Annotated in this window: 21 protein-coding genes; 13 read left to right on the forward strand and 8 right to left on the reverse strand. The window is 65.9% G+C overall.

Annotated elements, in window-relative coordinates; genetic code table 11:
- The coding region (locus TVC13_RS09090; RefSeq protein WP_422400896.1) for an alcohol dehydrogenase catalytic domain-containing protein at window positions 1-430 on the reverse strand (430 nt) is incomplete at its 3' end.
- 255 nt (window positions 431-685) lie between these two features.
- On the opposite strand from TVC13_RS09090, the gene iolC reads away from it, so the two are divergent.
- Genes iolC through TVC13_RS09125 form a run of 7 tightly spaced genes read left to right on the forward strand, consistent with a single transcriptional unit; the run spans window position 686 to window position 8894 of the window.
- A complete protein-coding gene (gene iolC / locus TVC13_RS09095; protein WP_422400897.1) occupies window positions 686-1678 on the forward strand; it encodes a 5-dehydro-2-deoxygluconokinase in 993 nt (330 codons plus the stop codon).
- Window positions 1675-2592, forward strand: coding sequence for a Cgl0159 family (beta/alpha)8-fold protein (locus TVC13_RS09100; RefSeq protein ID WP_422400898.1), 918 nt, complete (start codon window positions 1675-1677; stop codon window positions 2590-2592). The genes iolC and TVC13_RS09100 overlap by 4 nt, the downstream gene beginning before the upstream one ends.
- A gap of 14 nt (window positions 2593-2606) precedes the next feature.
- On the forward strand, window positions 2607-4553 hold the full coding sequence (iolD, locus tag TVC13_RS09105) for a 3D-(3,5/4)-trihydroxycyclohexane-1,2-dione acylhydrolase (decyclizing) (RefSeq protein WP_422400932.1): 1947 nt from the start codon (window positions 2607-2609) through the stop codon (window positions 4551-4553).
- A gap of 13 nt (window positions 4554-4566) precedes the next feature.
- Window positions 4567-5487 (forward strand): sugar phosphate isomerase/epimerase family protein, encoded by a 921-nt coding sequence (locus tag TVC13_RS09110; RefSeq protein ID WP_422400899.1) that lies wholly within the window; start codon window positions 4567-4569, stop codon window positions 5485-5487.
- A 17-nt stretch (window positions 5488-5504) separates the two neighbouring features.
- The gene (locus tag TVC13_RS09115) at window positions 5505-6518 is read left to right on the forward strand and encodes a Gfo/Idh/MocA family protein (protein ID WP_154579668.1); all 1014 of its coding nucleotides are present in this window, start codon (window positions 5505-5507) and stop codon (window positions 6516-6518) included.
- 21 nt (window positions 6519-6539) lie between these two features.
- On the forward strand, window positions 6540-7412 hold the full coding sequence (locus TVC13_RS09120; protein ID WP_422400900.1) for a sugar phosphate isomerase/epimerase family protein: 873 nt from the start codon (window positions 6540-6542) through the stop codon (window positions 7410-7412).
- A gap of 24 nt (window positions 7413-7436) precedes the next feature.
- Window positions 7437-8894, forward strand: coding sequence for a sugar porter family MFS transporter (locus TVC13_RS09125; RefSeq protein WP_422400901.1), 1458 nt, complete (start codon window positions 7437-7439; stop codon window positions 8892-8894).
- 3 nt (window positions 8895-8897) lie between these two features.
- Here TVC13_RS09125 and iolB read toward each other — a convergent pair whose 3' ends face one another.
- Together iolB and TVC13_RS09135 are read right to left on the reverse strand one after the other, a co-directional pair.
- Entirely contained in the window at window positions 8898-9788 is an 891-nt protein-coding gene (gene iolB / locus TVC13_RS09130; protein WP_422400902.1) for a 5-deoxy-glucuronate isomerase, read from the reverse strand.
- Between the two features lie 31 nt (window positions 9789-9819).
- Complete coding sequence (locus TVC13_RS09135; protein WP_326831724.1) at window positions 9820-10554, reverse strand: GntR family transcriptional regulator; 735 nt, start codon at window positions 10552-10554, stop codon at window positions 9820-9822.
- Between the two features lie 356 nt (window positions 10555-10910).
- Between TVC13_RS09135 and TVC13_RS09140 the strand changes: the two genes are divergently transcribed.
- The 4 genes from TVC13_RS09140 to TVC13_RS09155 are packed head-to-tail and all read left to right on the forward strand — an operon-like array spanning window position 10911 to window position 14907.
- Window positions 10911-11852, forward strand: coding sequence for a substrate-binding domain-containing protein (locus tag TVC13_RS09140; protein ID WP_422400933.1), 942 nt, complete (start codon window positions 10911-10913; stop codon window positions 11850-11852).
- Between the two features lie 60 nt (window positions 11853-11912).
- Window positions 11913-12953, forward strand: a complete 1041-nt coding sequence (locus tag TVC13_RS09145) for an ABC transporter permease (protein ID WP_154579664.1) — start codon at window positions 11913-11915, stop codon at window positions 12951-12953.
- A 35-nt stretch (window positions 12954-12988) separates the two neighbouring features.
- Complete coding sequence (locus TVC13_RS09150) at window positions 12989-13894, forward strand: ATP-binding cassette domain-containing protein (RefSeq protein WP_422400903.1); 906 nt, start codon at window positions 12989-12991, stop codon at window positions 13892-13894.
- A 2-nt stretch (window positions 13895-13896) separates the two neighbouring features.
- On the forward strand, window positions 13897-14907 hold the full coding sequence (locus TVC13_RS09155) for a Gfo/Idh/MocA family oxidoreductase (protein WP_422400904.1): 1011 nt from the start codon (window positions 13897-13899) through the stop codon (window positions 14905-14907).
- A gap of 33 nt (window positions 14908-14940) precedes the next feature.
- Here TVC13_RS09155 and TVC13_RS09160 read toward each other — a convergent pair whose 3' ends face one another.
- Together TVC13_RS09160 and TVC13_RS09165 are read right to left on the reverse strand one after the other, a co-directional pair.
- Window positions 14941-15711: a TIM barrel protein gene (locus tag TVC13_RS09160; protein ID WP_422400934.1), complete on the reverse strand. Its 771-nt coding sequence runs from the start codon at window positions 15709-15711 to the stop codon at window positions 14941-14943.
- Window positions 15712-15764: 53 nt separating this feature from the next.
- Window positions 15765-16871, reverse strand: coding sequence for a Gfo/Idh/MocA family oxidoreductase (locus tag TVC13_RS09165; RefSeq protein ID WP_422400905.1), 1107 nt, complete (start codon window positions 16869-16871; stop codon window positions 15765-15767).
- Window positions 16872-17059: 188 nt separating this feature from the next.
- Between TVC13_RS09165 and TVC13_RS09170 the strand changes: the two genes are divergently transcribed.
- A complete protein-coding gene (locus TVC13_RS09170; protein WP_422400906.1) occupies window positions 17060-18076 on the forward strand; it encodes a LacI family DNA-binding transcriptional regulator in 1017 nt (338 codons plus the stop codon).
- A 23-nt stretch (window positions 18077-18099) separates the two neighbouring features.
- Here TVC13_RS09170 and TVC13_RS09175 read toward each other — a convergent pair whose 3' ends face one another.
- Window positions 18100-18681 carry a dihydrofolate reductase family protein gene (locus TVC13_RS09175; protein ID WP_422400907.1) on the reverse strand — a complete coding sequence of 194 codons (582 nt, stop codon included), beginning with the start codon at window positions 18679-18681 and terminating at the stop codon, window positions 18100-18102.
- 230 nt (window positions 18682-18911) lie between these two features.
- Between TVC13_RS09175 and TVC13_RS09180 the strand changes: the two genes are divergently transcribed.
- Window positions 18912-19727 (forward strand): mycofactocin-coupled SDR family oxidoreductase, encoded by an 816-nt coding sequence (locus TVC13_RS09180; protein ID WP_422400908.1) that lies wholly within the window; start codon window positions 18912-18914, stop codon window positions 19725-19727.
- A gap of 563 nt (window positions 19728-20290) precedes the next feature.
- Here TVC13_RS09180 and hpaD read toward each other — a convergent pair.
- Together hpaD and hpaE are read right to left on the reverse strand one after the other, a co-directional pair.
- Window positions 20291-21361 (reverse strand): 3,4-dihydroxyphenylacetate 2,3-dioxygenase, encoded by a 1071-nt coding sequence (hpaD, locus tag TVC13_RS09185; RefSeq protein ID WP_422400909.1) that lies wholly within the window; start codon window positions 21359-21361, stop codon window positions 20291-20293.
- A gap of 31 nt (window positions 21362-21392) precedes the next feature.
- Window positions 21393-22910, reverse strand: coding sequence for a 5-carboxymethyl-2-hydroxymuconate semialdehyde dehydrogenase (gene hpaE, locus TVC13_RS09190; RefSeq protein ID WP_422400910.1), 1518 nt, complete (start codon window positions 22908-22910; stop codon window positions 21393-21395).
- Window positions 22911-22922: the final 12 nt, after the last annotated feature.

A 22922-nucleotide genomic window follows, 5' to 3' on the forward strand; every position in this document is an offset into this window, starting at 1 on the left:
CCCCCGGGGCGCGGGGGGGGGGGGGGGGGGGGGGCCGTGGGGGGACCAAGGGGCCGTCGGCCAGCGGAATCCGGGCGAACTGTGCCTGAGTCCCCAGCATTCCCATGGGAACGGCGTTGACGCAGCGGCTCTGGTAACCGGCCCGGCAGATTTCACAGGTGTTGTCCGATGCCCAGAAGGACCCGACAACGAAGTCCCCGGGCTTGAGGGTCCGCACCCCGGAGCCGACCTCCTCCACCCAGCCGATGTACTCATGGCCCATGGGGGAGGACTTGCTGACGTCTTCGACCCCGCGGTACGGCCAGAGGTCCGATCCGCAGATGCAGGTGGCCGCGAGCCGGATGACGGCGTCGGTGGGTTCTTCGATGGTGGGATCGGGCCGGTTTTCCACCCGGACATCTCCGGGTGCATGCATTACTACGCCGCGCATGGGATTCTCCTTCGACGGTGGGGTGCTTTCCAGCAGAGCACCTGCGGCGGGCTGCGTACAGGGTCCACTTCTCCAGTGCGGCTCCGCACCCTCTCGATACTGAAGAAAGGCAAATGTAAGTATGTCAGTACAAAGCATTGACAGGACATGGCGCCTCGGGCAGAGTTGGGATGTGTTATGGCTCACAGGCAGGCTGGGTTCCGTGGGGACGAGCAGGCCGCATACCGCCCCGAACAGAAAGGCTGAGGACCTGTTGTGGCTCACGATTTGCTTACCATGGGACGGATCAGCGTCGACATTTACCCCGACGACGTCGGGGTGGGACTGGCCGACGTAAAGACATTCGGAAAGTACCTTGGAGGTTCACCCTCCAACGTTGCAGTGGCCGCGGCGCGGCACGGCCGCAGCAGTGCGGTCATCACGCGGACCGGGGAGGACCCGTTCGGAGCCTACCTGCGCCGGGAGCTCGCAAAGTTCGGGGTCGACGCCGGATTCGTTGCCTCGGTCCCGGGACTGCAGACCCCGGCTACGTTCTGTTCCATTCAGCCCCCGGACGACTTCCCCCTCTACTTCTACGGGCGGTTCCCCACTGCACCCGACCTGCAGATCTCCGCCGGGGAACTCGACCTGCAGGCCATCAAAGATGCCGGCATCTTCTGGACCACGGTGACCGGTCTGTGCCAGGAGCCCAGCCGCTCCGCCCACGTGGCAGCCCACGAGGCGCGCCCGCGCCAGGGACTGAAGCCGGGCCAGTACACGGTGCTGGATCTGGACTACCGCCCCATGTTCTGGGATTCGGAAGCGGAAGCCCGCGCCCAGGTTGCCCGGATCCTCCCGCACGTCACTGTGGCGATCGGCAATGAGGCCGAATGCGCCGTCGCCGTGGGACCAGGTACCCCGGATGAACAGGCGGACAGGCTGCTGGAGGCGGGAGTCGAGATCGCCGTCGTCAAGCTTGGTGCCGACGGCGTGATGGCCAAGACCCGCACCGGGCGGGCTGTTTCGGCGCCGGTGCCGGTGCAGACACTGAACGGCCTGGGAGCCGGAGATGCGTTCGGCGGAGCGTTCTGCCACGGACTGCTCTCCGGCTGGCCGCTGGAAGCCGTACTGGACTACGCCAACGCGTCGGGTGCGATTGTGGCCTCCCGCCTTTCCTGCGCCGATGCCATGCCCACGCCGGAGGAAGTTCTCTCGCTGCTCACCGAGCGCGGCCGCAGTCTGCCAGAAGCAGCGGAGGCAGCCCGGTGAACGGCTTCGATGACAACCCGCACCGCTACCAGCACCTCTCCCGGCTGCGGCTGGAAGATCCCGGAGCCGTGGCCCGTGCAGCAGCGGCCCGCCGTCCGCACCCGGGCATCAAGCTCGGGGAACAGAACTTCATTGTCGCTGCGGACCATCCGGCGCGCGGTGCCCTTGCCGTAGGGGAGAACCCGACGGCGATGGCGGACCGCCGCGACCTGCTGGACCGGCTGCGCGAAGCACTGGCCAACCCCGCCGTGGACGGTGTCCTGGCCAGCCCGGACATTATGGACGATCTGCTCCTGCTCGGAGCGCTGGACGGGAAGCTGCTGTTCGGCTCGATGAACCGCGGAGGCCTGGCGGGTTACGTCAACGAGGTGGATGACAGGTTTACCGGCCACACTGCCGAGGCGCTGTCGGAGCTGGGTGCCACCGGCGGGAAGCTGCTGCTGCGGATTTGCCTGGGCGACCCCGCAACCGCCGGAGCCCTGGAGTCAGCCGCCAAGGCCATCGATTCCCTGGCCGAACGCCGGCTGATAGCCATGGTGGAGCCGTTCATCTCAGTTTGGAACAAGGGCAGCATCCGCAATGACCTCAGCACCGACGCCGTGGTGAAGTCAGTCGCGGTCGCGTCAGGTCTGGGATCCACCAGCGCCTACACCTGGATGAAACTGCCCGTGGTCCAGGACATGGAACGGGTCATGGCCGCCACCACCATGCCCACCGTGCTGCTGGGCGGAGATCCCGCCGGCAGCCCGGAGGAAATCTACGCGACCTGGGGCGCTGCGCTGCGCCTGCCCGGAGTGCAGGGCCTGACCGTTGGCCGCACGCTGCTTTACCCCAGGGAAGGCACCGTCCGCGAAGCCGTGGCCGCCGCCGCATCCCTGCTGAAAACCCGCACCCGACAGGAGATCCCCAGCTGATGTCCCACCGCAGAATGACCGTGGCCCAGGCGGTCGTAGAGTTCCTGGGCAGGCAGTACACCACCGACGACGCCGGTGAGGGTGAGTACCGCGAACGGCTGATCCCCGGAATGTTCGGGATTTTCGGCCACGGCAACGTTGCCGGAGTGGGACAGGCCCTGAAGCAGTGGCAGGTCCAGGATCCCACCCTTATGCCGTATTACCAGGGCCGGAACGAACAGGCCCAGGTTCACCAGTCCGTGGGCTACGCCCGCCACTCCCGGCGGCGTGCTGCCTTCGCAGTCTCCAGCTCGATCGGCCCCGGAGCTACCAACATGCTCACCGGAGCCGCACTTGCCACCACCAACCGGCTTCCGGTGCTGCTGCTGCCGTCGGACACCTTCGCCACCCGGGCAGCGGATCCCGTGCTGCAGCAGCTTGAACGCCCCGAGGCCTACGACGTCACCGTCAATGATGCCTTCCGCCCGCTCTCGAAGTACTTTGACCGGGTCAGCAGGCCGGAGCAGCTTTTTTCTGCACTGTTCCACGGACTGCGGGTGCTCACCGACCCGGCCGAGACCGGAGCAGTGACCATTTCGCTGCCGCAGGACGTGCAGGCCGAAGTCCTGGATGTTCCCGGCGAATTCCTCGCTGAACGGGAATGGCGGATCCGGCGGCCGGAACCCGAAGATGCAGACATCCGCCGCGCGGCACAGCTCATCCGCTCCGCGGAGCGCCCGCTGATCATCGCCGGCGGCGGTGTCCTGTACGCCTTCGCGGGAAGCGCGCTGGCAGAGTTCGCGGAGCTCACCGGTATTCCGGTGGCCTACACCCAGGCCGGCGTGGGGTCCCTTCCCTGGGATGCCCCGTACTGCCTCGGTGCGGTGGGCTCCACCGGCACCACTGCGGCTAACGCCCTCGCCCGCGACGCTGACCTGATCATCGGGATCGGGACCCGGTACGAGGACTTCACCACCGCGTCGCGCACCGCGTTCCAGCACCCGGACGTGCGGTTCATCAACATCAACGTGGCCGCACTCGACGCGTACAAGCAGGGAACCAGCCTGCCCATCGTGGCCGATGCCCGGAAAGCGCTGGTGAAACTCAGCCAAAGCCTCTCCGGGTACCGGGTGTCCGGAGACCTGGCGAACCGGATGGCTGCAGAGAAGAAGCGCTGGAACCAGACCGTCGACGACGCATTTGGATCCGGACACACGCCGCTGCCCAGCCAGAATGAGATCATCGGCGCGGTCAACCGGGCCATGGATCCCCGGGACGTGGTGGTCTGCGCGGCGGGATCGCTCCCGGGTGACCTGCACAAGATGTGGCGGGTCAGGGACCCGTTCGGCTACCACGTGGAGTATGCCTATTCCTGCATGGGCTACGAAATCCCCGGCGGGCTGGGCGTAAAACGCGCGGCCGTGGACGAGGCTCACCGTGCGCAGGAGGGAACAGCAGGAAGCCAGCCGCGCGACGTCGTAGTCATGGTGGGGGACGGGTCCTACCTGATGATGCACACCGAACTGGTCACCGCTGTGGCTGAGGGCCTCAAGCTCATTGTGGTGCTGATCCAGAACCACGGCTACGCCTCCATCGGAGCGTTGTCCGAGTCTCTCGGCTCTCAGCGGTTCGGCACCAAATACCGGACGCTGGACAAAAAACGGCACACGTTTGACGACGGCGAGGTGCTGCCCGTGGATCTCGCTGCGAATGCCGAATCCCTGGGTGTTCGTGTAATCCGTGTGGAACCCGGACAAGGTGTCATCGAGGACCTCGAAGCGGCCGTCGCCAAAGCCAAGGCCGAGCCGGAAGGGACCGGTCCCGTGCTGATCCACGTTGAGTCTGATCCGCTGCTGGACGCGCCGGATTCTGAATCCTGGTGGGACGTTCCCGTCTCCGGGGTCTCCAGCCTGGAATCGACGCAGGCCGCTTACGAGACCTATGCCAGCCATAAGAAAGAGCAAAAGCCGTTCCTCGGCTGAAAGGACTTCGAACGTGAGCGACGTTGAAAACAAACTGATCATCGGCACCGCCCCCGACTCATGGGGTGTCTGGTTTCCCGAGGACCCGAAGCAGATTCCCTGGCAGCGTTTCCTGGACGAGGTTGCCGAAGCCGGATACCGCTGGATCGAACTTGGCCCCTACGGCTACCTGCCCACCGACCCGTCCCGGCTCGCCGACGAGCTGAAAGCCCGCGGCCTCTCGGTCTCCGCTGGAACGGTGTTCACTGCCTTCCACCGCGGTGTTGACCAGTGGGACATCGCCTGGGAACCTGCGCGGAAAGTCGCTGAACTGACCGCGGCGATCGGCGGCGAGCATATTGTGGTCATCCCGGCCATGTGGCGCGACGATGTCACCGGCGAACCGGTGGAGAACGGCCAGCTCAGCCCGGACCAGTGGAATGACCTGTTTGACGGGCACAACCGCCTGGGCAAGGTCCTGGCCGAGGAGTACGGACTGCAGCAGCAGTTCCACTCACACGCAGACTCACATGTCTGCGGCCAGGCGGACATCGAACGGTTCCTGCAGAACACAGACCCCCAGCTGGTCACCCTCTGCCTGGACACAGGTCACGCGGAATACGGCGGCGCCAGCAGTCTGGAGCTGATCGCCAAGTACCCCGAACGCATTGGCTATCTGCACCTGAAGCAGATCGACCCTGCCGTGCTGCAGGCCGTCCGGGAGCAGAACCTCACCTGGGCTGCAGCGAACCTCGCCGGGGTTATGACCGAACCGCCGAATGGCCTGCCCGACCTGGCGCAGGTCATCAGCGCCGTCGAAGGCCTGGACCGGCCGGTGTTCGGGATTGTGGAACAGGACATGTACCCGGTGGCGGACTTCGGCATCCCGCTTCCCATCGCCAAACGCACACGCAGCTACCTGCTTTCCTGCGGGTCCCGGACCCGCGTTCACTAGTTAGAGAGAGACAGACAATGAGCCAGAACCTCCGCGTTGCCGTCATCGGTGCCGGCCGCATGGGAATTGACCACATCCAGCGCATCCACCGGCGTATCCACGGTGCCGAGGTGGCAGCCGTCGTTGACATTGCGCTGGACCGGGCCAACGCAGCGATCGCCGGGATTCCGGGCGCCGTGGCGCTCGCCGATGCCCGGGAAGCGCTTGAGAATCCGGACATCAACGCGGTGCTCATCGCCACGCCGGGTTTCCTGCACGAGGACATCCTCCACGCCGCTCTGGCCAGGGATGTGCCGATCCTGTGCGAGAAGCCGCTGACCCCGGACGCAGAGTCAGCGTGGAAAGTGGTCCAGGCCGAGGAAAAGCTGGGCCGGCAGCGGATCCAGGTAGGGTTCATGCGCCGGTTCGACGCCGAATACGCGCAGCTGGGGGAACTCATCCGCAGCGGAGAGCTCGGCGAGCTGCTGGTGCTCCACCACCAGCACCGCAACCCCTCCACCCCCGCCGGATTCACCAACGAGATGCTCATCAATGACTCCGTGGTGCACGAATTCGACGCCGTCCGGTTCTTCACCGGGGAAGAGATCACCTCCGTCCAGGTACGGATGGGCAAGCCGACCCGCAATGCCCCGGCAGGGCAGCACGACCCGCAGCATGTCCTCCTCGAAACCGAATCAGGGGTGCTCGCCGACGTGGAAATCTACGTCAATGCCCAGTACGGGTACGAGGTTGCCACGCAGGCGTCCTTTGAGTCAGGGGTTGTCAGCATCGGCGGGGATTCCGGTCCCAGCGTCCGCACACAGGGGCGGTGGGGAGGAAAGGTCGCCCCGGGCTTCGAAGAACGGTTCGCCGCCGCGTACGACGTCGAAATCCAGGCCTGGGTGGATGCAGCGCTCCAGGACCGGATTGGCGGGCCCAGCGCCTGGGACGGGTACGCCACGGCGGCGTGCTGCGAAGCAGGCGTCGAAGCGCAGCGCACCGGAGCCAAGGTCCCGGTGCAGCTGAACACCAAGCCCGCCCTGTACAGCTAAACCCCCGCGAAGGACCCATCAATGAAGATTGCCCTGGACCCCACACCCTTCCACTCCAGCCACTCCGTGCTGGAGTTCCCCCAGCTCGCCGCCGAGCTGGGTTACAAGTATCTTCAGCTCACCCCGCACCCGGACGTGCTGCCGTTCTTCCGGCACCCCAAAGCTGACGACGCACTGGTTGCTGACCTTCGAAAGGCCTGCGCTGAGGCCGACGTCGAGGTCGCTTCCATCCTGCCGGTCCTGCGCTGGTCCTCTCCGGATGAGAACCTCCGGGAGGCAGCCGTACGGTACTGGAAGCGTGCCGTGCAGATCGCCGTCGACCTTGGCGTGGAGCAGATGAACACCGAATTCAGCGGCCGGCCGGAACAGCCGGAGGAATCCGAAGCGGCGTTTTACCGCTCCATGGAGGAACTGGTGCCGGTCTTTGAGCGCGAAGGCATCCACGTGGCCATCGACCCGCACCCGGACGACTTCGTTGAGGAAGGGCTGGAAGCCTTGCGGGTTATCCGCGGGGTGAACTCCCCGAACCTCGGATTCGTCTACGTCGCAGCCCATACCTTCCATATGAAAGACGACCCGGCCCGGATCATGGCCGCAGCGGGAGACCGGCTGCGCGTAGTGCACGTCGCGGACACCATGGACCACCACGCTTCCCACGGGCTGCGCTACATCACCAACCCGCCGGGCAACGCCGTGCGGGTGCACCAGCACCTGAAGATAGGCGACGGCGACGTGGACTGGCAGGAGTTCTTCGGCGGCCTGGCGGAGAACGGGTTCCTGGACCGCCCGGAGACCGTGATGGTCTCCAGCGTGTTTGGCGAGGATGAGAACGCCTTGGAAGTCTCGCGCTACCAGCTGCAGACCATGAAGGAATTTGCCGGCAGTTTCGCCTGAGGCCGGTAACGGAGAGGACACATCATGGGCACTTTGAAGGCAGACGACGCCGCGTCTTCCGCAGCCGGGGCTGACGGCAAGTCAGAGAAGGCACTCAAGCGGATCACGGCGGTCAGCACCCTGGGCGGGCTGCTGTTTGGCTACGACACCGGCGTCATCAACGGCGCGCTTCCGTTTATGGAAGATGACCTGGGACTGACCCCCCTGACCACCGGCATGGTCACGAGCGCACTGCTCTTTGGAGCGGCCTTCGGGGCGCTCGCTGGCGGGCGGCTCTCGGACCGCTACGGACGGCGGCGGATGATCATGGCTCTTGCGGCCGTGTTCCTCATCGGCACCCTGGGTGTCTCCTTCGCGCCGAACGTGGAGGTGATGGTTCCGTTCCGGTTTGTGCTCGGCCTGGCCGTGGGCGGCGCGTCTGCAATGGTGCCGGTCTTCCTGGCCGAGATGTCCCCGGCAGACCGCCGCGGCCAGATGGTGACCCGGAACGAGCTGATGATTGTCAGCGGCCAGCTGCTGGCGTTTATCGTCAACGCTGTACTTGGCAACGTCTGGTCCGATGAACTGCACATCTGGCGCTGGATGCTCTTCCTCGCCACCCTGCCGGCGATTGCGCTGTGGCTGGGAATGCTGCGGGTGCCCGAAAGTCCGCGCTGGCTCGCGTCGATCGGCAGTTTCCCCGAGGCCTTCGAGGTGTTGAAGAAGATCCGCACGGCCGCAGTGGCACGCAAGGAGTTTGATGAAGTCCGGCAGCTGGCCCGGGAAGACTATGAAGCAAAGAAGGGCTCCTTCCGGGATCTGGGTGTGCCGTGGATGCGGCGCATTTTCCTGATCGGCGTCGGAGTGGCCATTTGCCAGCAGGTCACCGGCGTGAACTCGATCATGTACTACGGCACGGAGATCCTGAAGCAGTCCGGGTTCGGGACTGAAGCGGCCCTTACGGCCAACATAGCCAACGGTGTTATCTCAGTCCTTGCCACGTTCGTGGGCATCTGGCTGCTGGGCCGCGTGGGGCGCCGTCCCATGCTGATGGTCGGGCAGATCGGAACCATCGTAGCCCTCGCCCTGATCGGACTGTTCTCACTGATCCTGCCCGAAGGCACCGGCCGCGGCTTTGTAATCCTGGCCCTCACGGTCAGTTTCCTGGCCTTCCAGCAGGGTGCGATTTCGCCGGTAACCTGGCTGATGCTTTCGGAGATCTTCCCGCTGAAGATCCGCGGCCTCGGCATGGGGTCAACGGCGTTCGTGCTGTGGATGGTGAATTTCGCCGTGGGGTTCAGCTTCCCGATTCTCACTCAGGGGATCGGGATCTCCGCGACGTTCTTTATGTTCGCCTCGATTGGTGTGCTGGCCGTGATCTTTGTGAAGCTCTACCTTCCTGAAACCCGCGGCAAGTCACTCGAAGAGCTCGAAGAGCAGTTCCGCCGCGGGGACCCCGCAGAACTGCGCCCCCCCCGCGGCGGGACCGTGGCGGCGCACTGAACCCTAGAAGGGCAGCCGCGGATCGATCTGCGTGTTCTCCCAGGTGCTGCGGACCCAGCCGTGGTGCGGGTCATCGCTGATCAGCCATTCGCGCACCCGGCCCGGTCCGGCCATCACGTTCAGGTAGTACAGGTCGTAGCCCGGCGCAGCCATGGCCGGACCGTGCCAGCCGTAGGGCACCAGGACCACGTCGCCGGTGCGGACCTCGGCGGTGACATCGATGGGGCGTTCATCGGAGGCATAGACGCGGGCGTAACCCACCGGATCCGTGCCGTCCGGCGCGCCGGCGGAGGGGCGGGTCTCGAAGTAGTAGATCTCCTCGAGGCTGGTTTCGCCGTCCTTCTCCTCGTCGTGCTTGTGCGGGGGATAGGAGGACCAGTTCCCGGCCGGGGTGAGGACTTCGCAGACAATAAAGCGGTCGGCCTCCAGAGCTGCCGGTGTGCCGAAGTTGTGCACCTGGCGGGAGCAGTTCCCGGCCCCGCGCAGCTCCACCGGGGTATCTTCGGACCGGATCAGGCGCACCGGGTAACCGGCACGGGCCGGTGCCAGGGCCACGGCTACGCGCCCGCCTTCCGGTGCGGAAACCACGACGGCGGTGTCCACGCCGGTGTAGAGCACGTCCGACGGGCCGGCGAAGACAGAGGAGCGGCCGCGCAGCTGGTACTCGGTGCCGTCCACGCTCACCGAAAGAGCGCCTTCGAGCGGAATGATGATCCGTTCCTCGGCTTCAGCGCTGAGTTTCACGGCTTCCCCGGGTTGCAGCCGGGCTGTCTTGAGGCCCGTGTGCTCCCAGCCGGCCGGGCGGACGGCGGTGTCCCCGGCTCCGAGCGAGATGTCCCAGGTGCCGTCTCCGGCGCTGCCCAGCGGATAGACCCACTGTGATGATTCGGCCATGCTGCTTTCCTTCCGCTGGAGCTGAGGATCCTTAGCGCTGAACGAGTGTCATTTCGAAGCTGTAGGAATCGGCGCGGTACACGTGGTGCCCGGTTTCCACGCTGCGTCCGGCGTCGTCGACTGCGGTGCGTTCCATGGTCACCAAAGCCGACCCCGGCTCGGCAGTCAGCAGCCTGGCCTGCCGTTCATCGGCGACGACGGCGCCGATGCGCTGGCTGGCCAGCCGAAAGTTCACGCCGGCGTCGCGCAGGAGCTGGTAAAGGCCGTGGCGGCGGAGCCCGTCTTCGGTTATCTCGGTGATGTCGTCCCGGACCCAGTTCTCCATCAGCGCCAGCGGCTTGCCGTCAACACTGCGCAGCCGCGTGAAGTGGTAGACGTTCACCCCGGCGGGCAGGTCCAGGGAGCGGGCGACGGCGGTGTCCGCCTTGCCGTGCCGGAACTCCAGGACCTCCGTGGCTGGTTTCTGGCCGGTGCGCTGCAGGTCGTCAAAGAGGCTGGAAAGCTCCAGGTTGCGCCGGACCTGGCTGGAAACCACCTGCGTTCCAACGCCGCGCTTGCGGACCAGCAGCCCGGAGCGGACCAGTTCATCCATGGCCTTGCGCATGGTGGGGCGGGAGAGGTTCAGCCGGCTGGCCAGCTCGATTTCATTCTCCAGCCGCGAGCCGGATTCCAGGGTTCCGCTGCGGATGGCGGCTTCAATGCCCTGTACCACCTGGTGGTAGAGGGGCACGGGGGAGGACCTGTCGATGGGGATGTTGAGTTCCACGGCAGTTCCTCCTTTGCCGGTCGGTTTATATAGCGCCGGGCTGGTCTAAATGACAGGACAATCTGTCTTTTGGTTGATCGTAGCAGTGGCGGCCCGAATCGCGGAGGGGTTTTGCGGTTTGCCGGATTCCGGGTCCACCGAAAGGGCCCCAGGGCGTCCTATTGTGAATATGTCCTGACATACTGTTGACTTTTGTGATGCCCGTCACCATGCTTATGCCCGAGGGGCAGTTACGGGCGATGGTGCCCGGGACGCCCACCGGCCTCGCCGGGGCCGGTTCACGGAAGACAAAGGAGATTCTCGTGTCACACAAGCATTCCTGGCGAAGATTTGCCGCTGCGTCAGTATTGGTTCCCATGCTGGCACTGGCTGCCTGCTCCAGCAGCGGAGGGCGTGAACCCGAAGCTGATTCCGAGGCCGGCGGCGAGGTTGCCGGGACCGAACGCATGAACATCGCACTGATCACCCACGCAGCACCCGGGGACACCTTCTGGGACATTGTCCGCAAGGGCGCCGAAGAGGCAGCCGCCAAGGACAACGTTGAGCTGCAGTACCTCTCCGACCCGGAAGGCGGCCGCCAGGCCCAGCTGATCGAGCAGGCCGTGGATCAGGGTGTGGACGGCATTGCCGTTACCCTCGCCAAGCCGGATGCCCTGGCATCGGCCCTGAAGAAGGCAGCGGACGCCGGCATCCCGGTGGTGAGCCTGAACGCCGGCGAAGACCGTTCCGCCGAACTCGGTGCCTTCACTCACTTTGGTTCCAATGAGGTCCTGGCCGGCGAGGCTGTCGGCGAACGGCTCTCGGCTGACGGGTACACGAACCCCATTTGCGTCATCCAGGAGCAGGGCCACGTGGGCCTGGAGAACCGCTGTGCGGGTGTGAAGTCCATCATCCCGGCAACGGAAATCCTGTACGTGCAGGGCACCGACATGACCCAGGTCCAGTCCACCGTCACTGCCAAGCTGCAGGCCACGGACGCCGCCGACGTCGTTATTGGCCTCGGCGCCCCGTACACCCTGACCATCCTGCAGGCCGTCGAAACAGCCGGCAGCGATGCAAAGGTTGCGTCCTTCGATATGAACTCGGAGATGGCGCAGAAAATCGCGGACGGTGAAGTGATCTTCACCGTCGACCAGCAGCCGTGGCTGCAGGGCTACGGATCGATCGATGCCCTCTGGCAGAGCGTGCGCGGCGGCTTCAAGATCGGCGGCGGGCAGCCGGTGCTGACCGGGCCCACCATCGTTGACCAGCAGAGCGCCACCGACGTGCTGGAGTTCGCCGAGCAGGGCGTACGCTAATCCACCCCCAAGCTGCGGCGGAGGACTGTGTGCTCCGCCGCAGCGCCAAGGAGAACTGACATGACCCTTACGGCAACTCCTCCCGCCGCGGATGAACGGGTAGGCAAAAAAAGCACCCTGAGCCGGCTGCTCGGCCGCCCCGAAATCGGGGCCCTGGTCGGCGCCGTCGCACTCTTCGTATTCTTCTCCGCCGTGGCACCGGTGTTCCTGCAGCCGGGCTCGATCGCGACGGTCCTGTACGGCGCATCCACCATCGGCATTATGGCCGTGGGCGTCTCGCTGCTGATGATCGGCGGTGAATTCGATCTCTCCACCGGCGTCGCCGTGATCAGCTCCGCCCTGATGGCCTCGCTCTTCAGCTGGTACTTCTCCACCAACGTGTGGGTGGGCGTGGTGCTGGCGCTGGCCATGTCCCTGGGCGTCGGGTTCATCAACGGCTGGATCCTGATCAAGACCAAGCTCCCCTCCTTCATCGTCACGCTGGCCACCTTCCTCATGCTGACCGGACTGAACCTCGGCCTGACCCGTGCCATCGGCGGCAGCGTCTCCACGCCGTCGATCGCCAGCATGGACGGCTTCGAGTCAGCGCGCGCCATCTTCGCCTCCTCCGTGAACATCGGCGGCATCGACGTGAAGATCACCGTGTTCATCTGGATTGCCATGGTGGCCGTTGCCTCCTGGATCCTGCTGCGCACACGGGTAGGGAACTGGATCTTCGCCGCCGGCGGTGACGCCAACGCAGCCCGCGCCGTCGGCGTTCCGGTGGTGCGCACCAAGATCGGGCTGTTCATGGGGGTCGGCTTCTGCGCCTGGGTCCTGGGCATGCACAACCTGTTCGCCTTCTCCACGGTGCAGTCCGGTGAAGGCGTGGGCAACGAATTCCTCTACATCATTGCCGCTGTGATTGGCGGATGCCTGCTAACCGGCGGCTACGGCTCTGCAATTGGCGGAGCGATCGGCGCGTTCATCTTCGGCATGGCGAACAAGGGCATTGTCTATGCCGAATGGAACCCGGACTGGTTCAAGTTCTTCCTGGGCCTGATGCTGCTGCTGGCCACAATCGTGAACCTGATGGTCAAGCGCCGCGCCGAGCAGCAGTAACCGCAACTTCCCGCAATTTTTAGGACGGAAAAGCCATGGAAAACAACGGGATCAGCCAGGACGCGCTGCTGAAGGACCAGAAGGACCCGCTGACCAGCACTCCGGTGCACCTTCTGGAACTGGACGGCGTGGGCAAGCACTACGGCAACATCATCGCCCTGCGGGATGTGACCATGGCGGTCGACGCCGGCCGGGTCACCTGCGTGCTGGGGGACAACGGTGCCGGGAAGTCGACGCTGATCAAGATCATCGCCGGGCTGCACAAGCACGACGAAGGCACGTTCAGCATCTTCGGCGAACCCAGGCACCTCAGCTCCCCGCGGGAGGCACTGGACGCCGGTATCGCCGCGGTGTACCAGGACCTGGCCGTGGTGTCCCTGATGCCTATCTGGCGCAATTTCTTCCTCGGCTCGGAACTGACCAAGGGATCCGGGCCGTTCCGGCGGCTGGATGTGGAAGAGATGAAGCGGATCACCAAGCATGAGCTGCAGGAGATGGGGATCGACCTGCGCGACGTCGAACAGCCCATTGGCCAGCTCTCCGGCGGTGAGCGGCAGTGTGTTGCCATTGCGCGCGCCGTGTACTTCGGGGCCAAGGTGCTGATCCTGGATGAGCCCACCGCGGCGCTGGGCGTGAAGCAGTCCGGTGTGGTGCTCCGCTACATCCTGCAGGCCCGGGACCGCGGGCTGGGAGTCATCTTCATTACCCACAACCCGCACCACGCGTATCCGGTGGGGGACCGGTTCCTCCTGCTCAAGCGCGGCAAGTCCATTGGGTACTACAACAAGAAGGACATCACGCTGGAAGAGCTCACCGGGCAGATGGCCGGCGGCGCGGAACTGAGCGAACTCGCACATGAACTCGAAGCCCTCGGCAGCCACAGCGACGTGCTGGCGGAAGTCGAGGCCGAGGTCGCGCAGGCCGAAACCACCCGCGGCTGAACGTGGGTACGCTGACCCTGGGCCTGGCCGGTGCCGGCAGGATCGGTGCCATGCATGCCGCGAACATCGCCTCGCTGCGGCATAAAAGCCTGGACGTCCGGCTGCTTATTACCGACGTCGCGGCCGAGCACGGGCGAGCAGTGGCAGCTTCCGCCGGGGCCGGGTTCCTGCCTGATCTCCGCGCGATGTTCGGGGCCGGCATCGACGGGCTGGTGATCGCGACCGGAACAGCGACACATCCGGATCTCATCCGGGCCGGGGTGGACGCCGGCATCCCGGTGTTCGTAGAGAAACCGGTGGCCGCCAGCGTTGCCGGGGCCCTGCCGGTACTGGAGTTCATCCGGGACCGCGGCGGGGTGGTGCAGGTGGGACACCAGCGCCGGTTCGACGCCGGCTACCTGGAAGCCAAGCGGCAGTTCGAGGCAGGGGAACTGGGCTGGCTGCATTCCTTCCGGGCAGTCACTGCGGACATGGCTCCGCCGCCGGTGGGATTCCTGGCGACGTCCGGCGGCCTGTTCCGCGACTGCTCCGTGCACGACTTCGACGTGCTGCGCTGGCTCACCGGCCGGGAAATCACCGAGGTCTACGCACGCGGGTCAAACAACGGCGACCCCGCCATCGGGGCGGTGGGGGATGTGGACACAGCGCTCGCCGTCGTGACGCTCGACGACGGCACGGTGGGCACGGTGGCGGCCACCCGTTACAACGGGGCCGGGCATGATGTGCGGCTGGAGCTTCAGGGGTCGCGGTCCTCCGTGATGGTGGGCCTGGATGACCGGCTGGCCATGCGTTCGGCCGAGTCCGGCGTGGTGCTTCCCGCCGGACCGCCGCACGCCGCCTTCGCTGAGCGGTTTGATGCGGCCTACCGCGCCGAGATGCTCGCGTTCGTGGAACTGATCCTGGGGGAGCGGGAGAATCCGTGCCCGCCCGAGGACGCTGTTGCTGCCTCCCGGGTGGCCGACGCCGCGCAGCTTTCACTGGAGACCGGGGCACCGGTGAAGGTGGAGGTATAGCCGGTGCCTGCGGCCCCGGGTTAGCGGGCCGGGTTAGGCCAGCGCCGGGGAAACGGTCCGCCGGACCGTAAATGCCTCACGGAAACGGTCCAGGGCCAGCGCGCTGTCCGATTCGGCCCACGCCTCCATCCCGACCGTCCCCGTGTAGCCGGACGACTCCAGCATCCGGGCGATGTTGGGGTAGTTGATTTCTCCGGTGCCGGGTTCGCAGCGTCCCGGCACGTCCGCCACCTGGATCTCGCCGACATGCGGAAGGGCGCGGCCGAGCAAATCGATCAGGTTCCCCTCCCCAATCTGCGCGTGGTACAGATCCAGCATCATCTTGATGTTCGGATGCGCTGCGGCTTCGACCAGTGCCAGGGTGTCCTTCGCGCGGGCCAGCGGAATCCCGGGATGGTCGACGATGGTGTTCAGGTTCTCGAGCGCAAACACAATGCCGTGCCGGGCTCCCAGGTCACCGAGTTTCTCGAGCGTCCGTACCGCGGTAAGCCACATGGCTCCGGAGGCCCGGTAGGCAGGGGTGGCCGCCTTTCCGTCGATCAGCCGGGCGGGGTGGACCACCATGCGGCTGACCCCCAGTTCCAGCGCAGTGGGAATCAGCTCCTCCGCCGTGCGGACAACATCGGCGGAAGTGTCCGGATCAATCAGGCTGCCGGCCGAATAGCCGGTCATGGAGGAGAAAACGGCTCCGCTGGCAGCCAGCCCGGCGACGTCGTGCGTGCGCGTATCCCAGAGCTCGACGTCGAAGCCGGCATCGGTGATCCGCCGGACCCGCTCGGCCATCGGCAGGTCAAGGAACACCATCTCCGCGCATACGGCCAGCCGGAATCCGGCGGTTTCCTGCGGTTCAGGCGCGCTCACCGCGTCCCCTCCCCGGCGGCGACGGCGGCAGGCCGGGAGGATTCCAGCCTCACGGGTGCGCCCGTCTTCACCGCTTCGATGCAGGCCAGCGCCAGGGCCAGTGCAGCACGGGCGTCGGCACCGCCGGGGGCAGCCGGTCCCGGCGCCTGGATGCCGTTCCGGCGGCTGCGGATGGTGTCCGCAAACGCTGCAATCTCCGTGGTGTAGGCCCCGGCGAACAGCTCAACGTTCAGCCGCGGCGTGGCCCCGCCGTAGCCGGCGGCCGTGTAGCTGGTGGCGGCAGTTTGCTGCAGTGAACCGGCCTGGACCATCCCGGCGGAGCCGAAGACTTCGCCCCGCACGTCATAGCCATAGAGGGCGCTGAAGTTCGCCTCGGCCACGGCAATGGCTCCGTTGCTGTACCGGATGGTCACCACCGCGGTGTCCAGAAAGCCGGTGTCCCTGAGGGAGGGTTCCACCAGGGCATCGGCCATCACCTGGACCTCTTCGGCCACGGCGCCTTCGTTGAACCAGTTCAGGGTGTCGAAGTCGTGGATCAGTGTCTCGAGGAAGATCGTCCACGGCGGAGTCCGCTCTGCGCCGGGCAGGGCATCGGCGTTGTTGGGGTCCCGGGTAAGGGAGCGCAGCAGGCGCGGTGTCCCTACGGTGCCCGCGTCCAACGCGTTTTTGGCGGCGGCAAAGTCGGGTGCGAACCGGCGGTTGAAGCCGATCTGGAGTTCGACGCCGGCATCCCGGACCGCGGCCAGCGCCGAGTCGAGCTCGGCCAGGCTGGTAGCAGCGGGCTTCTCGCAGAACACGTGCTTTCCTGCCGCTGCTGCGGCGGAGATAAGGGATGCGTGGAACCGTGCCGGCGCTGCGATGATAACGCCGTCGACCGCCGGATCAGCCAGCACATCGGTGGGATCCGCCGTCACCTTTGCGACGCCCAGGCGCTCTGCAAGTTCGACGGCGGAGGCCAGAGCCGGATCCGCGATGGCTTCGAGCTGCACCCCGCCAAGCCTCGTGGCGGCGGTCTCGGCGTGGAAAGCGCCCATCCAGCCGGAGCCGATCAGGGCGAGCCGCACCGGTGTGGACTCTTCGGTGCGTTGGGGAACGTAGGCCATGGGTGCTCCTGCGAAGTGGATTGGGCAGTCGGTTTTGTGGGGACTAGATCGATCTAGGGGGATCGTTGACCATACTCTGGCACGTGCAGGCGGCTGTGTCTAGATCGTTCTAGTATGGGTTCAGCCGGACAGGTAGCCGGCAGTTATAAGACGCCTGCTAGCCAGGTCTGACGTACGGAGGACACAGCATGCCGGAAGCAGCCGCCCGGCCCGGGCGCAGGGTGACGCTCGCCGACGTCGCGGCCGAGGCAGGAGTGTCCCGCGCCCTGGCGTCCATCGTGATGCGCGGCGCCCCGGGGGCAAGCGAAGCCACCCGGGACCGTGTGCAGGAAGTGGCCCGCTCATTGGGATACCGCCCCGATTCCCGGGCACGCCTGCTGCGGAGCAGCCGCACCCGGCTGCTGGGCGTGACCTTCACGCTGGCCGAACCGTTCCATGCCGAGGTAGTGGAATCGGTGTATGCCGCGGCAGAGGACGCCGGGTTTGAGCTGGCGCTCAGCGCTGTCAGCCCGCAGCGGTCCGAAGCCCGGGCGGTCGAATCCCTTCTGGACCTGGGGGTGGAAGCGCTGCTGATGATTGCCCCGTCAACGCCGGCTGACGGGCTGGCCGGCCACGCCCGCCGGCTGCCGGTGGTGACCTTGCTCAGCCCGGCGGAGGTGAACGGCGTTGACCGGGTCCGGAGCGACGACGGCGCCGGGATCCGGGCCGCCGTTGATCATCTCGTGGGCCTGGGGCACCGGAGGATTGTCCACATTGACGGGTCCGGCGCCGTGTCCGCTGCCGAGCGCAGCAGCGCCTACCGGGACGCGATGGCAGCGCATGGGTTAGCCGCCGACATCCGTGTCCTCCGCGGCGGAGCCGGTGAAGAGGACGGCCTGCGCGCCGGCGGGGAACTGCTGGCAGGAGAGCTGCCGAGCGCCGTCGTGGTGTTCAATGACCGCTGCGCCCTGGGTGTGCTGGAGGCAGTGCGCCGCTCCGGGCTCAGTGTTCCCGAAGAGTTCTCGCTGACCGGTTATGACGACAGCCAGCTTGCCCGCCTGAGCCACGTGCAGCTGACCAGCGTCAGCCAGCAGGCGCCGCTGCTGGCCGAAGCTGCCGTCGCCTGCGCCGCGGCACGCCTGGAGAACCGTGAACCGTCCGGACTGGTGCACCCGCCCCGGCTTGTTGTCCGCTCCACCACCGGCCCTGCTGCACCCAGACGCTAAGACCTCGAACGGCACCGGCGGCGCTAGCGGCGCACCGGGTAGCACAGGTGCAGCACCCGGCTGCCCTGCAGCACCACGTCCGGGTCCCGCAGCAGGTGTTCGGCGTGCACCGCGCCGAAGTAGCGTTTCCCGGCGCCGAGGACCACGGGGACCATGTCCATCCGCACCTCGTCCACCAGCCCTGCAGCGAACACCTGCCCGCCGACGTCGCCCGCTGCCACCTCCACCACCCGGTCTCCGGCGAGGTCCTGCGCCCGTTTCATGGCCTCCTGGATGCTGCCGGCGAAGGTGAACGGCGCTTCCCGGTCCCAGCCGTCGGGCGGCGGCCGATGCGTAACGACCACCACATGCGGAACGCCGCCCGGAGGCTGTCCGCCCCAGCCTTCTGTCAGGTCGAACACGTGCCGCCCGACGACGGTCGCGCCGATTGAATCCCAGTATGGCCGGGTGTGGTCGAAGGACACCTGCGAAACCTTCAGGAGTCCGCTCTCATCCAGCGGCACGTCCCCGCCGAGCAGCCACTCGAACAGCGATCCGGGCTGGTCCTGCGCATCAGCGATAAACCCGTCGAGTGACACCGTGCTGTTCAGAACGACCTTGCCCATGGGTGCTCCTGGAGATGGTGGAGGGAAGCCAGGCCGTAAGTATGGCCGATGTGGGCCGGGCGGACCAGCCCCGCGGTGGGCCGTGCCCGGGGTGGCGGTGCACCCCGGTTTGCCGCGCTGCCCCGGCGTCGAAACTACTCTCCCAACTGGGGGACAACGCATGTAGCTTGTGAGCCGCAGTCAGGAATCAATGGTGTTTCTTGACCAGACGACGGATGAAGGAGTCCCTCATGGGCAAGCTCGACGGAAAAGTTGCGTTCATCACCGGTGCGGCACGGGGCCAGGGCCGAAGCCACGCTCTCAAGCTGGCGGAGGAGGGTGCCGACATCATTGCTGTCGACATCTGCAGCCAGATCGCGTCAGTCGAATATGACATGGCCACCCCCGAAGACCTGGACGAAACAGTGCGCCTCGTCGAAGCTCTCGACCGCCGCATCTTCGCCCAGCAGGCTGACGTCCGTGATCTCGCCGCCCTCGAGAAGGCGGTGAAGGAAGGCGAAGTTGCTATCGGACCCATCGACATCATCCTGGCTAATGCGGGCATCGCTCCCCTGGGACTGAGCGGCGATCGTGAGCAGCCTTTTGCCGATGTAGTCGATGTCAACCTCACAGGTGTCTACAACACGGTGATGGCTGCTGTGCCAAGCCTCATCACCAAGCAGGCGGGGTCCATCGTGCTGACAAGTTCCACCCAGGGACTCAAGGGAACCGGAGGCAACGGTGGTGCCGGCGGAACCGGTTATGCCGCCGCCAAACACGGAGTCGTGGGGCTCATGAGATCGTTCGCCAACTGGCTGAGCCCGCAGAACATCCGCGTCAACTCGATCCACCCGACGGGAGTGGCGACCAAAATGATCCAGAATCCGATCATCGAGAAACTGTTCGCCGACAACCCGGGAAGCGGCGACGCCGTTCAGAACCTTATTCCTGTTCCCTGGGTCGAGGCGAGGGATATCTCCAACGCGGTTGCTTTCCTGGTGAGCGACGACGCCCGGTACATCACCGGTGTTACCCTCCCCGTGGATGCGGGCTTCAACGCTCGCTGAGGCTGGGGCCTGCCGCACCCCGAACCTTAACGAAAACGGGAGGGACAGCCAAAAGCCGTCCCTCCCGCCGTCGTTCGCCAGCTCCGGCCGCCGCGATGACGGTGTCGTGCCCACCCTTCCCACTCTCCGTGACAGTTGTTACCAGGAGTGGTCCCACCCGGTGACAGCAGTAACAGAACGTGGGAAGGGCGGGCGCGGGACTCCGGGTTCGCTCCGGTTTGGGACAGATTCGGCCCCGCAAACCGGAGCGAATGCCACAAAACGGAGCGGAACCGGTGATGGAATAAAAACACTGGGCCGGTCAGCTTGGCCTTTCTGCGTCGCTGCGGTTACCCCCGGATCCTGATACCAGGAGCGGGATGGCCCGCCACGCGCGGCTACCGTGCCCGCCCTTCCCACTCTCCGTGACAGTTGTTGCCAGGAGTGGTCACACCCGGTGACAGCAGTAACAGAACGTGGGAAGGGCGGGCAGGCCCGGGGGCCGCAGCCCAACGAAAACGGGAGGGACAGCTAAAGCTGTCCCTCCCGCCGTCGTACGCGGTGCTTACTTCGAACGCGAAACCCTAGAGCTGCGAACCGACCTTGAAGTCCGTGGCGTCGCCGCGGGTGTAGGAGAAGCCGTCAGCGCCGATGGTCACTTCCATTTCGGAGGACTCGGTGCGGGCAATGACTTCCTGCGGGTTGCCATCCAGGTCCAGGACCAGGGAGGCCTCGGTGTACCAGGACGGAACCACGGGGTTGCCCCACCAATCGCGGCGCTGGTTGTCGTGCACGTCCCAGGTGATGGTGGGGTTGTCCGGGTCGCCGGTGTAGTAGTCCTGGGTGTAGATCTCGATGCGGTGGTCGTCCGGATCCAGGATGTAGAGGTAGAACGCGTTGGAGACGCCGTGGCGTCCGGGGCCGCGCTCGATCCGGTCGGAGATGCGCAGGGCGCCCATCTTGTCGCAGATCTGGATGATGTTGTGCTTCTCATGCGTCGCGAACGCGACGTGGTGCATGCGGGGGCCGTCGCCGCCGGTGAGGGCGGTGTCATGCACGGTGTGCTTGCGGTGCATCCACGCAGCGTAGGTCACGCCGTCGGAATCCTTGATGTCCTCGGAGACGCGGAAGCCCAGGTTCTCCAGGTAGGCGCGGCCGCGGGGGACATCCGGGGTGACCTGGTTGAAGTGGTCCAGGCGGACGAGCTCGCCGGCCGAGTAGAGGTCGTAGCGCTGGGTCAGGCGCTCCACGTGGTCAACGTGGTAGAAGAACTCGTACGGGAAGCCCAGCGGGTCTTCCACGCGGACGGAGTCGCCCACGCCCTTGGTGAAGCCGTTGGCGCGGCGCTCGGTGCGGCAGCCCATTTCCTTGTAGTAGGCCTCAGCGATGTCCACGTCTTCCGGGGTGCGCACGCGGTAGGCGAAGGACGCGACGGCGGCGACGGGTCCCTTGCGCAGCACCAGGTTGTGGTGGATGAACTCCTCGAGGGAGCGCAGGTAGATGGCGTTCTCATCTTCTTCGGTCACGTGCAGGCCCAGGACGTCCACGTAGAACTCGCGGGACTTGGCCAGGTCGGTGACCACCAGTTCCATGTAGGCGCAGCGGACGATGTCCGGCGGGTTGATGGACGGCTTGGGAATGGGGTTGGCGTTCATGGGTTCTCCTTCGAACAGAGTGCGGGGGGATCTAGGCGTCGATCTTGGCGGCGTCGTCTGCGCCGAAGCGCGGGGAGTGGGCCTCGTTGAGGGTGATCTGGATCGACTGCTGCGTGGTGTAGAAGTCAACAGAGCGGTAACCGCCCTCGCGTCCGAGGCCGGAGGCTTTGACGCCGCCGAACGGGGTGCGGAGGTCGCGCACGTTGTTGGAGTTCAGCCACACCATGCCGGACTCGATCGCGTGTGCGAAGTTGTGTGCGCGCTTCAGGTTCGAGGTCCAGACGTAGGCGGCGAGCCCGTACTTGGTGTCGTTCGCGAGCTGAAGCGCCTCTTCGTCGGTGTCGAAGGGGGTGATCGCCACGACGGGGCCGAAGATTTCCTCCTGGAAGATCCGCGCGTCCGGCTTCACGTCGGCGAAGACGGTCGGTGCCACGTAGTTGCCGGTGGGGAAGCCCTCGGCCCGGCCGCCGCCGGCCAGGAGACGGCCTTCGGTCTTGCCGATCTCGATGTAGCTCATGACCTTGTCAAAGTGGTTCGGGTGCACGAGTGAACCAACCTCGGTGGCGGGGTCGCTCGGAAGCCCCACCCGGATGTTCTTCGCGCGCTCGGCGAAGGCGGCCACGAAGTCGTCGTAGATCTCACGCTGGACGAGCACACGGCTGCCGGCGGTGCAGCGTTCGCCGTTCAGGCTGAACACTCCGAAGACGGTGGCATCAAGGGCAGCCTCGAGGTCCGCGTCGGCGAAGACGACGGCCGGGCTCTTGCCGCCGAGCTCGAGCGAGAGGCTCTTGAACTGGGGCGCGGCTGCAGTGGAGATGGTGGCGCCGGTGGAGCTGTCGCCGGTGAAGGAAATGATCGGCACATCGGGGTGCTTCACGAGGTAGTCGCCGGCGACGCTGCCGGACCCGAAGATCAGGTTGAAGACGCCGTCCGGCAGGCCTGCCTCACGGAAGATCTCCGGCCACAGCACAGCGGAGAGCGGGGTGTAGCTGGCCGGCTTCATGACTACGGTGTTGCCGGTGGCGATGGCCGGGGCAAGCTTCCAGGATTCCTGCATAAACGGAACGTTCCAGGGGGTGATCAGGCCGGCGACGCCGATCGGCTTGCGGTTCACGTAGTTGATCTGGCGTCCCGGCACCTTGAACGCGTTGTCTTCCTGCGAAACGATGAGGTCTGCGAAGAAGCGGAAGTTCTCGGCTGCACGGCGGGCCTGGCCCTTGGCCTGGGTGATGGGCAGGCCGGAGTCGTAGCTCTCAAGGAGGGCGAGTTCTTCATCTCGTGATTCGACGATGTCGGCGATCTTGTGCAGCACCCGGGACCGCTCCCGCGGCAGCATGGTGGACCACGGGCCGTTCTTGAAGGCGTCCTTGGCGGAGGCCACCGCGCGGTCGACGTCTTCCGGCTGCGCTGAAGCAACCGTGGCGTAGTTTTCATTCGATACCGGTTCCTGCACGTCGAACGTGGCACCGTTGACCGAATCCACGAACTCACCGTTGATGAAGTGCTGGAGGTGCGTGGGCAGGTTTTCCGGAATGTTGTGCTCAGCCATGGGCTTCTCCTT

This window comes from Arthrobacter sp. 3Tela_A (genome assembly GCF_049311025.1).
GTDB lineage: Bacteria > Actinomycetota > Actinomycetes > Actinomycetales > Micrococcaceae > Arthrobacter_B.

Coding starts and splice junctions, on each gene's coding strand:
- TVC13_RS09160 (WP_422400934.1), bottom strand. CDS start 15,711: ATGGTGTTCCTTGACCTGCCGATGGCCGAGCGGGTCCGGCGGATCACC.
- iolD (WP_422400932.1), top strand. CDS start 2,607: ATGACCGTGGCCCAGGCGGTCGTAGAGTTCCTGGGCAGGCAGTACACC.
- TVC13_RS09180 (WP_422400908.1), top strand. CDS start 18,912: ATGGGCAAGCTCGACGGAAAAGTTGCGTTCATCACCGGTGCGGCACGG.
- TVC13_RS09120 (WP_422400900.1), top strand. CDS start 6,540: ATGAAGATTGCCCTGGACCCCACACCCTTCCACTCCAGCCACTCCGTG.
- TVC13_RS09165 (WP_422400905.1), bottom strand. CDS start 16,871: ATGGCCTACGTTCCCCAACGCACCGAAGAGTCCACACCGGTGCGGCTC.
- TVC13_RS09115 (WP_154579668.1), top strand. CDS start 5,505: ATGAGCCAGAACCTCCGCGTTGCCGTCATCGGTGCCGGCCGCATGGGA.
- hpaE (WP_422400910.1), bottom strand. CDS start 22,910: ATGGCTGAGCACAACATTCCGGAAAACCTGCCCACGCACCTCCAGCAC.
- TVC13_RS09175 (WP_422400907.1), bottom strand. CDS start 18,681: ATGGGCAAGGTCGTTCTGAACAGCACGGTGTCACTCGACGGGTTTATC.
- TVC13_RS09170 (WP_422400906.1), top strand. CDS start 17,060: ATGCCGGAAGCAGCCGCCCGGCCCGGGCGCAGGGTGACGCTCGCCGAC.
- TVC13_RS09150 (WP_422400903.1), top strand. CDS start 12,989: ATGGAAAACAACGGGATCAGCCAGGACGCGCTGCTGAAGGACCAGAAG.
- TVC13_RS09145 (WP_154579664.1), top strand. CDS start 11,913: ATGACCCTTACGGCAACTCCTCCCGCCGCGGATGAACGGGTAGGCAAA.
- iolB (WP_422400902.1), bottom strand. CDS start 9,788: ATGGCCGAATCATCACAGTGGGTCTATCCGCTGGGCAGCGCCGGAGAC.
- TVC13_RS09125 (WP_422400901.1), top strand. CDS start 7,437: ATGGGCACTTTGAAGGCAGACGACGCCGCGTCTTCCGCAGCCGGGGCT.
- hpaD (WP_422400909.1), bottom strand. CDS start 21,361: ATGAACGCCAACCCCATTCCCAAGCCGTCCATCAACCCGCCGGACATC.
- TVC13_RS09140 (WP_422400933.1), top strand. CDS start 10,911: ATGCTGGCACTGGCTGCCTGCTCCAGCAGCGGAGGGCGTGAACCCGAA.